Source organism: Bradyrhizobium sp. ARR65 (genome assembly GCF_000472385.1).
Taxonomy (GTDB): Bacteria; Pseudomonadota; Alphaproteobacteria; order Rhizobiales; family Xanthobacteraceae; genus Bradyrhizobium.
Map to the genome: position 1 here is coordinate 1 of NZ_AWZU01000036.1, position 13,476 is coordinate 13,476.

General features: G+C 64.5%; 16 protein-coding genes and 1 pseudogene. 4 read left to right on the plus strand and 13 right to left on the minus strand.

What is annotated here, in order from left to right; genetic code table 11:
- Positions 1-137, plus strand: a pseudogene (locus F758_RS52095) (IS701 family transposase); the annotation flags it as partial.
- A 241-nt stretch (positions 138-378) separates the two neighbouring features.
- Here the strand turns inward: F758_RS52095 and F758_RS0130130 are convergent.
- The 4 genes from F758_RS0130130 to F758_RS0130145 form a co-directional block, all read right to left on the minus strand.
- Positions 379-795, minus strand: a complete 417-nt coding sequence (locus F758_RS0130130) for a hypothetical protein (RefSeq protein ID WP_024511388.1) — start codon at positions 793-795, stop codon at positions 379-381.
- Between the two features lie 60 nt (positions 796-855).
- Positions 856-1,665 (minus strand): hypothetical protein, encoded by an 810-nt coding sequence (locus F758_RS0130135; protein WP_024511389.1) that lies wholly within the window; start codon positions 1,663-1,665, stop codon positions 856-858.
- Between the two features lie 71 nt (positions 1,666-1,736).
- Positions 1,737-2,342 carry a 3-isopropylmalate dehydratase small subunit gene (leuD, locus tag F758_RS0130140; protein ID WP_024511390.1) on the minus strand — a complete coding sequence of 202 codons (606 nt, stop codon included), beginning with the start codon at positions 2,340-2,342 and terminating at the stop codon, positions 1,737-1,739.
- Positions 2,343-2,410: 68 nt separating this feature from the next.
- Entirely contained in the window at positions 2,411-2,809 is a 399-nt protein-coding gene (locus F758_RS0130145) for a metallopeptidase family protein (RefSeq protein WP_024511391.1), read from the minus strand.
- A gap of 143 nt (positions 2,810-2,952) precedes the next feature.
- On the opposite strand from F758_RS0130145, the gene F758_RS0130150 reads away from it, so the two are divergent.
- Together F758_RS0130150 and F758_RS0130155 are read left to right on the plus strand one after the other, a co-directional pair.
- On the plus strand, positions 2,953-3,249 hold the full coding sequence (locus tag F758_RS0130150; RefSeq protein WP_051387072.1) for a hypothetical protein: 297 nt from the start codon (positions 2,953-2,955) through the stop codon (positions 3,247-3,249).
- A 181-nt stretch (positions 3,250-3,430) separates the two neighbouring features.
- On the plus strand, positions 3,431-3,673 hold the full coding sequence (locus tag F758_RS0130155; protein ID WP_024511393.1) for a hypothetical protein: 243 nt from the start codon (positions 3,431-3,433) through the stop codon (positions 3,671-3,673).
- Between the two features lie 137 nt (positions 3,674-3,810).
- Here the strand turns inward: F758_RS0130155 and F758_RS0130160 are convergent, their stop codons facing one another.
- The 5 genes from F758_RS0130160 to F758_RS0130185 form a co-directional block, all read right to left on the minus strand.
- Positions 3,811-4,041 (minus strand): hypothetical protein, encoded by a 231-nt coding sequence (locus tag F758_RS0130160; RefSeq protein WP_024511394.1) that lies wholly within the window; start codon positions 4,039-4,041, stop codon positions 3,811-3,813.
- 99 nt (positions 4,042-4,140) lie between these two features.
- Complete coding sequence (leuC, locus tag F758_RS0130165) at positions 4,141-5,547, minus strand: 3-isopropylmalate dehydratase large subunit (RefSeq protein ID WP_024511395.1); 1,407 nt, start codon at positions 5,545-5,547, stop codon at positions 4,141-4,143.
- A 430-nt stretch (positions 5,548-5,977) separates the two neighbouring features.
- Positions 5,978-6,367, minus strand: coding sequence for a 50S ribosomal protein L19 (gene rplS, locus F758_RS0130175; protein WP_024511396.1), 390 nt, complete (start codon positions 6,365-6,367; stop codon positions 5,978-5,980).
- A gap of 120 nt (positions 6,368-6,487) precedes the next feature.
- The gene (gene trmD / locus F758_RS0130180; protein ID WP_024511397.1) at positions 6,488-7,240 is read right to left on the minus strand and encodes a tRNA (guanosine(37)-N1)-methyltransferase TrmD; all 753 of its coding nucleotides are present in this window, start codon (positions 7,238-7,240) and stop codon (positions 6,488-6,490) included.
- A 65-nt stretch (positions 7,241-7,305) separates the two neighbouring features.
- The gene (locus tag F758_RS0130185; protein WP_035723549.1) at positions 7,306-8,535 is read right to left on the minus strand and encodes an MFS transporter; all 1,230 of its coding nucleotides are present in this window, start codon (positions 8,533-8,535) and stop codon (positions 7,306-7,308) included.
- Positions 8,536-8,653: 118 nt separating this feature from the next.
- Here F758_RS0130185 and F758_RS0130190 point away from each other — a divergent pair, with 118 nt between their 5' ends.
- A complete protein-coding gene (locus F758_RS0130190) occupies positions 8,654-9,565 on the plus strand; it encodes a LysR substrate-binding domain-containing protein (RefSeq protein ID WP_024511399.1) in 912 nt (303 codons plus the stop codon).
- A gap of 10 nt (positions 9,566-9,575) precedes the next feature.
- Here the strand turns inward: F758_RS0130190 and F758_RS0130195 are convergent, their stop codons facing one another.
- From F758_RS0130195 to ffh, 4 genes are all read right to left on the minus strand, one after another.
- Positions 9,576-10,658 carry a zinc-binding dehydrogenase gene (locus tag F758_RS0130195; protein WP_024511400.1) on the minus strand — a complete coding sequence of 361 codons (1,083 nt, stop codon included), beginning with the start codon at positions 10,656-10,658 and terminating at the stop codon, positions 9,576-9,578.
- 195 nt (positions 10,659-10,853) lie between these two features.
- Positions 10,854-11,378, minus strand: a complete 525-nt coding sequence (gene rimM, locus F758_RS0130200) for a ribosome maturation factor RimM (protein ID WP_024511401.1) — start codon at positions 11,376-11,378, stop codon at positions 10,854-10,856.
- Positions 11,379-11,396: 18 nt separating this feature from the next.
- Positions 11,397-11,732, minus strand: coding sequence for a 30S ribosomal protein S16 (rpsP, locus tag F758_RS0130205; RefSeq protein WP_024511402.1), 336 nt, complete (start codon positions 11,730-11,732; stop codon positions 11,397-11,399).
- Between the two features lie 145 nt (positions 11,733-11,877).
- On the minus strand, positions 11,878-13,428 hold the full coding sequence (ffh, locus tag F758_RS0130210; protein ID WP_024511403.1) for a signal recognition particle protein: 1,551 nt from the start codon (positions 13,426-13,428) through the stop codon (positions 11,878-11,880).
- Positions 13,429-13,476 lie beyond the last annotated feature (48 nt).

Sequence of the window (13,476 nt, forward strand, 5' to 3'; positions counted from 1 at the left end):
CGCTGTGCATTGCGGCCTACGGATTCCTGATTTGCGAGCGGACGACGATTCCCCCCTCAACAGTTGGTTCCACCAGGATACGCCCGAAGCTTGCCGTATCCAGCGGTTACCGACCCAGAGGCTCCGCCTCTGAGGCCGGAACGGCACATTCCGAACTCGATCGCGACTCTTCGCCGGCGGCTTATCACAGCTCTTGTTCAGACGCTGCCGCGATGCCCATGCTGTACTGCCCCGATCACGAAATCCAAACGGCGCAGCAATTTGTGACGCAGTAGAATTAGAGCATGATCCGGAAAAGTGTGTAGCGGTTTTCCGAAAAGATCATCCTCAATCAAAGAGCTAACGCGCGATGACGCTTCAACTCGATCTCATCGCGCTTTAGGCAGTCTTCGCGCCCTCGCCGAGTTGCTCGATCGTCGGCCCGTTGAGGCAGTAGTCCCGATAGTGCTCGGGCGATGTGCCGGCGGCGAGATCATGGTCGCACTCCCGCTTGTGCCGGCATAGCGAGCAGACGCGCTCCATGTCGCGCAAGAGCAGCGACTCGCTGCTGGCGAGATCCCCTTCGTCGATGCCGAGCGCTTGGAGGAGCTGCGGCAGCTCGTCCGCGGCATGTGGTCCCTGGCGAACCAACTCGTCGAGGTCGTCGGGGGTAACTCTTAGATCGCTGGCGATGCGCTCGAACTCGTTGCGGTCGAGCCGGCGGATTTCGTTGAGCTCGCGGCGATGCTTGAGCCAATCGGCGAATGTGCTCAGCAACTGCTCGATTCTGGGATATGGCTTGCTGTGCGCAGTCATGATCGCCTCCAATCATGATCGCAATAAGCCACGACCGGATCGCCGCCCTGTTGCGCTGGATCAAACCGCCGATTTGCAGGCACCAGTGCCGAAGCGGTCCACCGCCCAGGCATAGAGGCTTCCCGCTACCGGTGGCAATTTGGCGCGGCCCTTAGCGGACAAGTGAAACCCGATGATATCGGGATCGTTGACGAGAGCGGAAAAGTCGGACGGCTCGAAAAAGCGCTTCGGCTTGTCGTGCACCGCATAGAACGATTTTCGCGGCAGAGCATAGCGCAGCTCGCCATAGCGGCGCACCAGCGCGGTGAGCGCGGCGGGGCCGTAGAGCGCAAGGCGGATATCGGAGACCCGCTTGGATCGGCGGGTCAGCCGATGCCATGCGAAGGTGAGGCGATGGCGGAGCGCGAGCCAGTCCGGCTCAAGCTCGTCCTGGGCCATCAGCCTTTCGAACGCGCCGACGATCGGATCGTTCGGCGGCAAATAGAGCACCGAGTTGCCGATCAGGTGTACCCGTTCCCAGGCGAAATAGGGCTTTGCGGGATCGATCTCGACGGGTTTCAGCAGCAGCACGTCGGCATCGAGCCAGAGCCCCGCGCGGGCCGTCATCAGGCGCATGCGGAAGAAATCGCTGAACTGCAGGGTCGTCCAGTCGCGCCAGCTCCCGTCGGGCTGGGCGGGGCGCAATTTCTCCGAAAAGGCGTGCGGCAGGATCGCCTCGGCCTCGGCATTGCCGACGCCTTCCGGGAGGCCCGGAATGGTGTCGAAGCTATAGACCGTGACTTTGTGGCCGGCGGCGATCTGCGACCGCAGGCAGGTCTGCCGCATCGGATCCAGCGGACCGTGCCAGAAGGTGACAATGTCGGGCAACATGCGTCAGCTAGGGTGCGATGAGATGAAGCTGAATCGTCATCGCGCTCCCGCAGGCGAAGCCAACAAAAGGATCACGCCCAGGCGCGTTCGCGCTGGAGCTTGGCCTCATAGGTGTCGATGGAGGACTTCTTCTCCAGGGTGAGCCCGATGTCGTCCAGCCCGTTAATCAGGCAATGCTTGCGGAACGGATCGATCTCGAACTTCACCTTGCCGCCGTCAGGACCGCGGATCTCCTGGTTGGGCAGGTCGATCGTCAGCGTGGCGTTCGAGCCGCGCTCGGCGTCGTCGAACAGCTTGTCGAGATCTTCCTGGCTGACGCGGATCGGCAGAATGCCGTTCTTGAAGCAGTTGTTGTAGAAAATGTCGCCGAACGAGGTCGAGATCACGCAGCGGATGCCGAAATCGAGTAGCGCCCAGGGCGCGTGCTCGCGGCTCGACCCACAGCCGAAATTGTCGCCGGCGACCAGGACCTTGGCATTGCGATAGGCCGGCTTGTTGAGGACGAAGTCCGGGTTCTCGCTGCCGTCGTCCTTGTAGCGCTGTTCGGAGAAAAGCCCCTTGCCGAGCCCGGTGCGCTTGATGGTCTTGAGGTACTGCTTGGGAATGATCATGTCGGTGTCGACATTGATAATCTTCAGCGGCGCCGCGACGCCTTCCAGCGTGGTAAACTTTTCCATCGTTGCACTTCCCGGGTGAGTTCTGGGACAGGCCGATGATTTATCGTGAATACGCCCAACAATAAAGGCTAATCTGCCGCGGCCTCGATCTCGGCCATGTCGTCGTCCGACAGCCCGAAATGGTGGCCGATCTCGTGAACCAGCACGTGGCGGACGATATCGCCGAGCCGCTCCTCATGTTCGGCCCAATAGTCCAGGATCGGGCGGCGATAGAGCCAGACCATATTGGGCAGCCGCGCGATGTCGTCATGGCTCTGATGCGGCAGGCCTACGCCCTGGAACAGCCCGAGCAGGTCGAATTCGCTCTCGCATTTCAGCTCGTCCAGCACCTCGTCGGTCGGAAAATCGTCGACGCGGATGATCACGCCTTCGCAAAGGTCGCGAAAACGCGCAGGCAGGCGCTCGAACAGCTCGTGCGCCATGGTTTCCATGTCGGTGAGCGAGGGGGCTTTCAAATCGGTCCACATGGCCGCTCTGTTTAGCGCGCCTCCCGCAACTTCGCACCTCGCTTTTTTGACGGGGCTGGCTGGGAGGGGACGCGGATGCTAGAAGCTTGCGCCAGAGGCGAGTCTGGGTGGACGCGATGAAGGCAATCGGGGCGACGGTGTTGATGGTTCTGGCGGGAGCGCTTGTGCTCCCCGCGGCGCAGACCCATGCGCAAAGCGCGACGACTGACCTCCGCGTGGCGCAAGCGGCTCCGCCGGATGAGCCCGCGCCGCGGCGCGTGCGCCGGCCGACGGCGCGGCTGCGCGTTTACCCAAATTACCAGGGACCGCCGGAGGTCGCTCCGCGCTATTTTCCGGGGCCGAATGCGGTGCGCGAATGCAACGCGACCTATGTGCAGGAATATCGGCCGAGCGGCACCGTGATTGTGCCGCGCATGAGCTGCTACTGGCGTCCCGGCTAGCGTCTCAAGGATTAACGCCGCGACACCCACTGGCTGCACGTCGCGAAAATGTCAGTGACGAAACTGGCATCTTTGCGGCGCGGGCGTTCATTCACCGTTCAATTCGCAAACCCCAAAAATCCGAATCGTGATCGCGGCGTGCAATCACGTGTCGCGTCACGGCATTGGGTGGAGAACAGGAATGAACGTGTCAAAGATCTTGGGGCTTGCCGGTCTCGGCGCATTGCTGGTGTTGAGCGCTCCGGTTGAGCGCGCGCAGGCGTTGTCGCTGAGCAACCCAGCGGCGGTGTCGGCCGTGCAGGACGGAACGAGGCTGACCACTGAGGTGCACTGGCGTTATCACCGCCATTGGCATCGCCCTCACTGGCATCGCGGTTGGCATCGTGGCTGGCATCGCCGCCACTGGCACCACCACTGGCGCTGACGATCGCCCCGGTCCTTGCTTTCTCGTCTGCGAAATAATGGGCCCGCCAGCGGCGGGCCTTTTTGCGTTGGCTGTGGTCGCGAACGCCATTCCGCAGCGATGCGAAAGCATCGCCCAGGGAATCATGCGACGCGCCGCTAAACCCAGTCTTTGAACTTCCAGCCCTTCAGCTTCATCTTCCAGGGCGTCAGGTTTTCCAGCCGCCACTGCGCGAAACGGCCGGGCGGCCAATTGCTGAGCCGCCGCTCTGGTTGCGGCGGCTCCTCGGGTTCTTCGATCACGCGCTTGACGACGCGGGCCTCGACGCGGCGCCGGTTCTGCCGCGTCGCATCCCTGATCAAATCGACATATTCAGGCTTGCTCGCCATCGTCACTCCTTGCGCCGAAGCGCCTCGCGTCCCAGGCCTCAAGCCTGCGGGCGCTTGTTTAAGGAGTTGTTGCGAAAGCCTGTCGACTTGAAAAGATGGTTAGCGCCAATCCCTCACATCGACGAAATGCCCCGCAATTGCCGCGGCCGCGGCCATCGCCGGCGACACCAGATGGGTGCGGCCCTTGAAGCCCTGGCGGCCCTCGAAATTGCGGTTCGAAGTCGAAGCGCAGCGTTCTTCCGGCCTCAGCTTGTCCGGGTTCATCGCAAGGCACATGGAGCAGCCGGGCTCGCGCCATTCGAATCCGGCCTTGATGAAGATCTTGTCCAGACCCTCGGCCTCCGCCTGCTCCTTCACAATGCCCGAGCCGGGCACGATCATCGCATTGACGTTGGCATTCACCGTCTTGCCTTCGGCGATCTTGGCCGCCGCGCGCAGATCCTCGATGCGGCCGTTGGTGCAGGAGCCGATGAAGACGCGGTCGAGCTTGATGTCGGTGATCTTCGTCCCCGCCGTCAGCCCCATATATTTCAGGGCGCGATGCTTGGAGAACCGCTTGGCCTCGTCCTCGATCTTGTCGGGATCGGGGACGACGCCGTTGACCGAGACGACATCCTCGGGCGAGGTACCCCAGGTGACGATCGGCGGCAGGCGCGCCGCGTCCAGCCTGATCTCGTGATCGAAATGAGCGTTGTCATCGGAGCGCAGCGTTTCCCAGTAGCGCATCGCCGCGTCCCACGCCGCACCCTGCGGCGCCTTTGGGCGGCCGCGCAGGAAATCGAACGCTTTCTCATCGGGCGCAACGAGGCCGGCGCGCGCGCCGCCTTCGATCGACATGTTGCAGACCGTCATGCGGCCTTCCATCGATAACGACCGGATCGCCTCGCCGGCATATTCCAAGACGTAACCGGTGCCGCCCGCTGTGCCGATCTCGCCGATGATGGCGAGGATGATGTCCTTCGCGGTCACGCCCTCGGGCAATTTGCCGTCGACGGTCAAGCGCATGTTCTTGGCCTTTTTCTGGATCAGCGTCTGCGTGGCGAGCACGTGCTCGACCTCGGAGGTGCCGATGCCATGCGCCAGCGCGCCGAACGCGCCATGGGTCGAGGTGTGACTGTCGCCGCAGACGATGGTGGTGCCGGGCAGCGTGAAGCCCTGCTCAGGGCCGATCACATGGACGATGCCCTGGCGCCTGTCGAACTCGTCGTAATATTCTATGCCGAAGTCCTTGGCGTTTTGCGCGAGCGCCTTGATCTGCTCAATGCTTTCAGGATCGGGATTCGGCTTGCTGCGATCGGTGGTCGGCACATTGTGGTCGACGACGGCCAGCGTCTTCCCCGGCGCGTGCACCTTGCGGCCCGCAACGCGCAAGCCCTCAAAAGCCTGCGGCGAAGTCACCTCATGCACGAGATGACGATCGATGTAGATCAGGCAGGTGCCGTCTTCGGCCTCGTGCACCAGATGGTCGTTCCAGATCTTGTCGTACAGCGTAGTCGGTTTGGACATGAGCATCAGCTCCAGGCGGGACTTGTTGTGAATGATTGAAGCGCGACAGCGCGCCGGTCAAAGCAAGGCGGCTAGCGTCAAAACGTGCGCGTAAGTTCCGACGTGGCGGAGGTCGCGAACCGGCCGAAGAAGCGCCCAGGCAGGCGCGAGCGATCGTCGATCACGACGCGCCGGCAGGCCACGCTGGTAGGGTTTAGAACCATTTCAGACTTATATAGCACGCGATTTTGAAAGCGCGATATGCGTCTGCGAGCGCCGTCATTGCCGACTTGGATGAGAACCCGGAATCTCGCGCCGCAACCTCTGGATTCCGGGTTCGCTCGCTTTGCGAGCGCCCCGGAATGACGCCCATCGTGGAAGCCGCGATCAGCCGCAAAAAAAGCGCGGGACTGACCCCGCGCTTTGATCAAATCTTGAAGGACTGTGCCGCCTACTCGCCGACCGCGGCGGCGCGGTCCTGTTTGTCCTGCTTCTCGACGATGCGGGCCGACTTGCCGCGCAGGTTGCGCAGGTAATAGAGCTTGGCGCGGCGCACCTTGCCGCGGCGCACTACCTTGATCGAGTCGATCATCGGCGACAGCACCGGGAACACGCGTTCCACGCCCTCGCCATACGAAATCTTGCGCACGGTGAAGCTCTCGTTGATGCCATGGCCGGAGCGACCGATACAGACGCCCTCATAGGCCTGCACGCGGGTGCGATCGCCTTCAACCACCTTGACGTTGACGATCACGGTGTCGCCGGGCCCGAAATCCGGGATTTCTTTTTTGGCAGCGAGTTTCTCGTACTGCTCTTTTTCGAGCTGTTGAATCAGATTCACGGCTAAATCTCCATCGGCGGCGCGCCCGGCGGCTTTAAGGAAAGCGCGGGCCTGCGCGGTCGTCCTTTATCCTGCGACTTCTCGGATTGGGCGCTCCTATACGGCAAAGGTGGGCGTTTGTCACCCGTCTGTCTTGTTTTTTCTGCCGGCCACCCCCTCGCCGCGGGCGGCCCAGAGATCCGGCCGGCGGGCCCGGGTCAGGGCCTCTGCTTCGGCCCGCCGCCAGGCCGCAACCCTGGCATGGTCGCCGGAGGTCAGGATTTCCGGGATCGTGCGGCCCTCGAAGAGCTGCGGACGGGTATATTGGGGGTATTCGAGTAGGGAGGCGGAGAAGCTTTCCTCAGCGGCCGATTCGGCCTTGCCCATCACCCCCGGCAGCAGCCGGACGCAGGCATCGATCAGCGTCATGGCGGCGATTTCGCCCCCCGACAGCACGAAATCGCCGATCGAGATTTCCTCCAGATTGCGTGCCTCGATCACCCGCTGGTCGACGCCTTCGAACCGGCCGCAGACGATCAGAGGGCCCGGGCCGGCCGCGAGTTCCCGCACGAAAGACTGGGTCAATGGCCGACCGCGCGGGCTCATGAGCAGTCGCGGGCGGTCGGGGGCGACGTCGGCCGCATCGATCGCGGCCGCCAGCACGTCGGCGCGCAGCACCATGCCCGGGCCGCCGCCGGCCGGCGTATCGTCGACGCTGCGGTGCCGGTCGGTGGCGGAGTCGCGGATGTCGCGCGCCTCCAAGGCCCACAGGCCGGTGGCCAACGCCTTGCCTGCCAGGCTGACGCCAAGCGGTCCCGGAAACATGTCCGGAAATAGCGTGAGGACCGTCGCCCGCCAGGGGCGGTCGTTCTGCGATGAGAGTGAAACCGTCATGGCGGCAAACTGGCCTGCCGCGCGCCGGCCGTCAAACCGGCCTCAAATTGGGCATGCCGCCATCTTTAGGCGTTTGAGCGCGGCGAGTGGACCCGGTCGGACAGATACGGGGCGAGGGCGAGTGCTAGCGGGCATATCGCCAGTGCCGTGGCCGCGGTCGCAACCGTTGCCATGGTCGCGCCAAGCGCATCGCCCAAAAGGCCATAGAGCACCGGCGCGATCGCGCCCGATCCAATGGTCCCGGTATAGAACAGGGCGAAGGCCCGTTCAGTGCGGTGGGACGGCGTAAGCTCGGGAACCGTCCCATAGAGCACGGAAGAGGTGCCGTTGAGCATCACGCCCAAGAGCGGCAGCAGCACGATCGCGGGCGTGAGCGGCAAGGCGAGGACGGCCAAAATGCAGGCCGCCGTGCCGCCCTCGGTGAGGAGCACGGTACGCAGCGTGCCGACCCGTTCGCCCAGCCAGCCGCAGGTGAACTTGCCGCAAGCACCGCCGATGAAAACCATGGCGAGCGCAAAGCCGCTCGTCGGCAGTGATGCGCCCTTGTCGCGCAGCAGGAACGGCAGAAATGTCAGAAAACCCATTCGCACGGCGGTGTCGAGAATTCCGATCCAGAGCAGCCACTGGAAGCCGCCGCGTCCACTGCCGGCGCGAGAGGAGGCCGTCGCTTTGCTCGTGTGGGCCCTGCCGACTGCGGGCATCAGCAACGCTATGCAGCCAGCCACCAGCAGGCCTGCGCATGCCAGCAGCAGTAATGTGTGTCGCCATGACATGACGACCAGCAGCAGCGACGTCAGAGCAGGGATGGCGGCCTTCCCCAGATCGCCGGTGAAATTGTAGACACCGAGCGGCCCCCTCGCCGCCCTGCCATAGGCGCGGGATACCGCGCCTGAGGCAATCGGGTGTTGGGTGCTCGAACCCGCGCCGGACAGTGTGAGCGCCAGTCCCAGTCCCAGGACTCCGCCGGACAGCCCGGCGAAAACATAGCCGAGCGCCGACAGCGCCGTGCCGAGCATCAGGATGATCTTTCCGTCGATCCGCTCGGCGATGCGGCCGGCCGGGATTTGCAGCCCGGCCATGGCCCCGGCATAGAGGCCGCGCATCAAGGCCAGCAGTCCGTAGCTCAAGGCGAACTCGGTCTGCCAGACCGGCAGCAGCACGTAGATCAGGTCGGTATAGCCGTCGTGGAGCGCGTGGTTGAGGCCGGTCACCGTCAGCGTGCGCGCCGCCTGGCCGGGCTCTTGCGCCGACCGCGAGTCTGACGTTGATAGAAAATCTGATGACTGGGTTGCCACGATCGCAGACCTGAGTTGAAGAAAGAATAGCCATATGAGCAAGTTGTGACCGAGTATGAGATGCTTTCGCCTCTGTCACAAATCAGTAATAATTGGATTATGTGTTAGAAAATCTGCCATGTTCGTTCCGCGCCGCAGCCTGCCGCCCTTGAATGCCGTCCGCGCTTTTGAAGCGTCCGCTCGTCTCGGCAGCTTCAAGGAGGCGGCCGCCGAGCTTGGCGTGACCCATGGCGCGGTCAGCCAGCAGGTCCGCCTGCTGGAAGCGTGGCTGGGTGCGCCGTCGCTGTTCCGGCGATCGGTCCGGCGCGTGGTGCTCACGCCGGCCGGCGCGGCGCTGCTCGCGGAGTTTGGTCCGGCTCTTGATCGGATCTCGGCTGCCGTGCAGCAGCATCGCGAGCGCCGCGGCGATCCGCCAGCGGCCGTGTTGCGGGTCAATGCGCTGGCGACGTTCAGCCTGCGCTGGCTGTTGCCCCGGATGAACCGGTTTCGCGCCGAGCATCCCGAGATCGAGGTGCGCCTGACCACGTCCAACGATCCGCTGGATGCGCTGTCTGAGACCTTTGACGTGGTGATCCGCGGTGGCCCGGACAGCTTCCATGGCTTTGCATCGCGTTTCCTGCTGTCCGAGCGCCGACTGCCGGTCTGCAGTCCGGCGCTGCTCGCCGACAGGCCGCTTGCGGATGTCGCGGACCTATCCCGGCACACATTGCTACATGTGACCTCGATGCCGCGACTATGGCGCGACTGGCTGACCGAAGCGGGGCAGCCGGCGCTGCAGCCCGCGGCTTCGCTGACCTTCGATCATTTCTACCTGACCATTCAGGCTGCGCTTGACGGTCTCGGCGTCGCTATGGGGCCTACCGCCCTGATTGCCGACGACCTCGCGGCCGGGCGCCTGGTGGCGCCGTTTCCGAGAATCAGCCTGCCGGCCCGCAGTTACTTCGCCTACTTCCCGGAAGGCCGCCGCAACGATCCGCATGGTGCCGTGTTCTGCGACTGGCTCGAACAGCAGGGCCGCCGCACGGGCTGATTCGGGGATCTCACGGAATCACCGCCGTGAGGTCGAGGCCCTGCATCAAGGCGGCGGCCTCAACGGCACGCGGGAAATCCGCGAGCGGGAAACTGGTCACTACGATCTTGCTGAGATCGAGCAGGCCCTCAGTGGCTAACGCGGCGAGTTGGCCGGGCGCGGTGCGGTCGTACATGAACTGCCCGACGACTTCCCAATCATTGGCCAGCATCTCGCGGAACGACAGTTCCAGCGGCACCTCGGCACTGCCCATCAGCACCAGCCGCCCGCCGCGCTTGAGCGCGCGCAAGGTCGAGAGCGTGGTCGAGGTGCTCTTGGCGCTGCCCAAAAGGTCAAGCGCGACATCGCCGCCGCCGGCAGCGGCGCGGCGGATGATGGCGAGATCGGCGGCCGCATCGCCGCTCACGACGGCCGGGATCACGCGCGGGCCAAAGGCTTCGCGCAATTGTTCGAGCGCCGCCTGCTTGCGCCCGACCGCCACGACGCGGCCGGCGCCCATGGCGACCGCCAGCATCACCGCGCCCGAGCCGAAATAGCCGGTCGCGCCGTTGATAATAATCGTCTGTCCGCCGCGCAAGCCGCTGCGCTGCAACCCGCCGAACGGCACGATCAGCTTTGCGAGCCCAATGAGTTCGGTCACCGGCCGGTCATCGAGGCCGGACAGCGCCGTGACGCAAGCCGCCGGCCAATGCGCAATCTCGGTGAACACGCCGTCGCGCCAGCGCGCCTGCAGCGCGAGCGCGGCATCGGTGGTCACGGTGGCGGTGAGCCCGATCAGGATCTGGGGCGGCTCGCGGTCCGGCACATCGCCGCGCAAATGCGGGCTCAGGAAAATCCGGTCGCCGCCTTGCACGTGGGTGACGTTGTCGCCGGTGGCGATCACGCGGCCGATCGCGTTGGTGCCGGGCACGAATGGCATCGGCGGCAGGCTGTAGGGCACGGCGCCCGACAGCACCCGGCCCATATAGGATAGCACCATGCCGGCCTCGATGCGCACCAGCACGCCGTCAGGTGCGGGGCTTGGGGTTTCCACCGTGTCGAAGCGGAGATCGTTATGGGTGTGAAGCCGCCAGGCTTTGTGCGTGTTGGGCATGACTATCGATCCAATTCATTGTTGTCCCGGACAAGTGAGCGAACGCGAGCGCGATCCGGGACCCATAACCACTGGCGCTGCTGGTTGAGCACGCTGCGACGACGAATCATCGCAACAACATCGGCCCGAGATTATGGGTTCTGGCTTTCGCCAGGACGAGGGAGAGATTACGCCGCTACACCCACGTTTGGCCAGTCAGGCGGGGTCGGGGCTATCGCCTTCAACTTCCTTGGGCAATTCGATGATCACGCGACCCCCGGCAATATCGACCGTTGGTACTACGGCGTTGGAGAAGGGCAGCAGCATGGTTGCGCCTGCAGGCGGCGCGATTTCCAGAATGTCGCCGGCGCCGAAATTGTGAATGGCGATCACGCGGCCGAGCGGCTCGCCCGCGGTGGTGACGGCGGCAAGCCCGATCAGATCGGCGTGGTAGTATTCGCCGTCATCCGTCGCCGGCAGTTTTTTGCGGGGGACATAGAGCTCGAGACCGTTGAGGCGCTCGGCCTCCTCGCGCGTGGCAATGCCCTTGAATTGCGCGATCAGATGGCCCTTAGCCTCGCGTGCGCTCGCCAGTTCGAACTGGCGCGTGCCGTCCTTGGTCGACAGCGGGCCGTAGCGCTTCACGGCGAAGGGGTCTTCGGTGAAGGTCCAAAGCCTGACGGCGCCGCGCACGCCGTGCGCAGCGCCGATCCGGGCGACGCAGATGAGCTGCGTGGCCACCGTTCAAGCGCGAAAGATTTAAGCCGACTTGGCAGCGGCCTCGGCCTGCGCCTTGCGCTCCTTGCGCGGCACGGCCTTCTCCGGGTTCTTGCGGGGCGTGCGCTTGGCAACGCCGGCCGCATCGAGGAAGCGCATGACGCGATCCGACGGCTGCGCGCCCTTGGCGAGCCAGGCCTTGACCTTCTCCAGGTCGAGCTTCAGTCGGCCCTCATTGTCCTTCGGCAGCAGCGGATTGAAATAGCCCAGACGCTCGATGAAGCGGCCGTCGCGCGGAAAGCGCGAGTCGGCGGCGACGACGTGATACACGGGGCGCTTCTTGGTGCCCGCGCGAGCGAGGCGGATGACGACTGACATTTGGTTCTCCTGTTGATCGTTTAAACTACTGTTTTGCCTGTTCTGCTTTTCTCGTCATCGCGAGCGAAGCGAAGCAATCCAGAATGCCTCCGCGGTGACAGTCTGGATTGCTTCGTCGCTTCGCTCCTCGCAATGATGGGCGAAGTCATTTCTTCTTCCCCAGCCCCGGCAGCAGCCCGGGCAGGGTCGGCTTGTTGCTGATGCCGGTGAGCCCCGGCAGGTTCGGCAGGCCTGAGCGCAGGCCGGGCGGAAGATCCTTGGGAAGATTGGGCAAGTCTGTCGGCAGCCCGCCGCCGCTCTTCACTTTCTCGGCCATCGCCTTCATCTGCTCGGGCGAGGGCATAGCGCCGCCGCCAAAGCCCATGGCCTGCGCGATGCCGGCGAGCGGGCCGCGCTTGCCTGAGCCCATGGCCTTCATGACGTCGGCCATGTTCCGGTGCATCTTGAGCAGCTTGTTGACGTGCTCGACGCTCTGTCCGGAGCCGGCGGCGATGCGCTTCTTACGGCTGGCCTTGAGAAGGTCCGGGTGGCGCCGTTCCTCGCGCGTCATGGAATCGATGATCGCGATCTGGCGCTTGAGAATCTTGTCGTCGAGGCCGGCGGCCGCGATCTGGTTCTTCATCTTGGCGATGCCGGGCATCATGCCCATCAGGCCGGAGATGCCGCCCATGTTCGCCATCTGCGAGAGCTGCTCGCGCATGTCGTTGAGGTCGAACTGGCCCTTGCGCATCCGCTCGGCGGTGCGCGCGGCCTTCTCGGCGTCGATCGAAGCCGCCGCCTTCTCCACCAGCGACACCACGTCGCCCATGCCCAGAATGCGGCCGGCAATGCGGCTGGGGTAAAAATCCTCCAGCGCGTCGGTCTTTTCGCCGGTGCCGATCAGCTTGATCGGCTTGCCGGTGACCGCGCGCATCGACAGCGCGGCGCCGCCGCGGCCATCGCCGTCGACGCGGGTCAGCACGATGCCGGTGAGCCCCACGCGCTGGTCGAAGGAGCGGGCGAGATTGACCGCGTCCTGGCCGGTCAGCGCGTCGGCAACCAGCAGCACCTCATGCGGATTGGCGGTGGCTTTGATGGCGGCAGCCTCCGCCATCATCTCCTCGTCCAGCGTGGTGCGACCGGCGGTATCGAGCAGCACGACGTCGTACCCGCCAAGCTTGCCGGCGTCCATGGCGCGCTTTGCGATCTGCGTCGGCTGTTGTCCCGGCACGATCGGCAGTGTCGCGATGTCGAGATCGCGCCCGAGCACCGCGAGTTGCTCCATGGCGGCCGGGCGATAGACGTCGAGCGAGGCCATCAGCACCTTGCGCTTGTCGCGCTGGGTCATGCGGCGGGCGAGTTTTGCCGTGGTGGTGGTCTTACCGGAGCCCTGCAGGCCGACCATCATGATCGGCACCGGCGGCACCGTGTTGAGATCGATGGTCTGGCCGTCGGAACCGAGCGTGGCGACGAGCTCGTCATGGACGATCTTCACCACCATCTGGCCGGGGGTGACCGACTTGACCACGGTAGCGCCGACCGCCTGTTCCCGCACTTTCTCGGTGAAGCCGCGCACCACTTCCAGCGCAACGTCGGCCTCCAGGAGCGCACGGCGCACCTCGCGCATCGCGGCGTCGACGTCCTTTTCGGTCAGCGCACCGCGCCCCGTCAGACGATCGAGGATACCGCCAAGCCTTTCCGACAGATTGTCGAACAATGCCGTTGTCCTTTGTCCTGCTCGCGCAGGGTTGCCTCATTCACCGCC

Excerpts from the sequence above, each read along its gene's own strand:
- F758_RS0130130 (WP_024511388.1), bottom strand. The coding sequence starts at position 795 with ATGACTGCGCACAGCAAGCCATATCCCAGAATCGAGCAGTTGCTGAGC.
- F758_RS0130135 (WP_024511389.1), bottom strand. The coding sequence starts at position 1,665 with ATGTTGCCCGACATTGTCACCTTCTGGCACGGTCCGCTGGATCCGATG.
- leuD (WP_024511390.1), bottom strand. The coding sequence starts at position 2,342 with ATGGAAAAGTTTACCACGCTGGAAGGCGTCGCGGCGCCGCTGAAGATT.
- F758_RS0130145 (WP_024511391.1), bottom strand. The coding sequence starts at position 2,809 with ATGTGGACCGATTTGAAAGCCCCCTCGCTCACCGACATGGAAACCATG.
- F758_RS0130150 (WP_051387072.1), top strand. The coding sequence starts at position 2,953 with ATGGTTCTGGCGGGAGCGCTTGTGCTCCCCGCGGCGCAGACCCATGCG.
- F758_RS0130155 (WP_024511393.1), top strand. The coding sequence starts at position 3,431 with ATGAACGTGTCAAAGATCTTGGGGCTTGCCGGTCTCGGCGCATTGCTG.
- F758_RS0130160 (WP_024511394.1), bottom strand. The coding sequence starts at position 4,041 with ATGGCGAGCAAGCCTGAATATGTCGATTTGATCAGGGATGCGACGCGG.
- leuC (WP_024511395.1), bottom strand. The coding sequence starts at position 5,547 with ATGTCCAAACCGACTACGCTGTACGACAAGATCTGGAACGACCATCTG.
- trmD (WP_024511397.1), bottom strand. The coding sequence starts at position 7,240 with ATGACGGTTTCACTCTCATCGCAGAACGACCGCCCCTGGCGGGCGACG.
- F758_RS0130190 (WP_024511399.1), top strand. The coding sequence starts at position 8,654 with ATGTTCGTTCCGCGCCGCAGCCTGCCGCCCTTGAATGCCGTCCGCGCT.
- F758_RS0130195 (WP_024511400.1), bottom strand. The coding sequence starts at position 10,658 with ATGCCCAACACGCACAAAGCCTGGCGGCTTCACACCCATAACGATCTC.
- rpsP (WP_024511402.1), bottom strand. The coding sequence starts at position 11,732 with ATGTCAGTCGTCATCCGCCTCGCTCGCGCGGGCACCAAGAAGCGCCCC.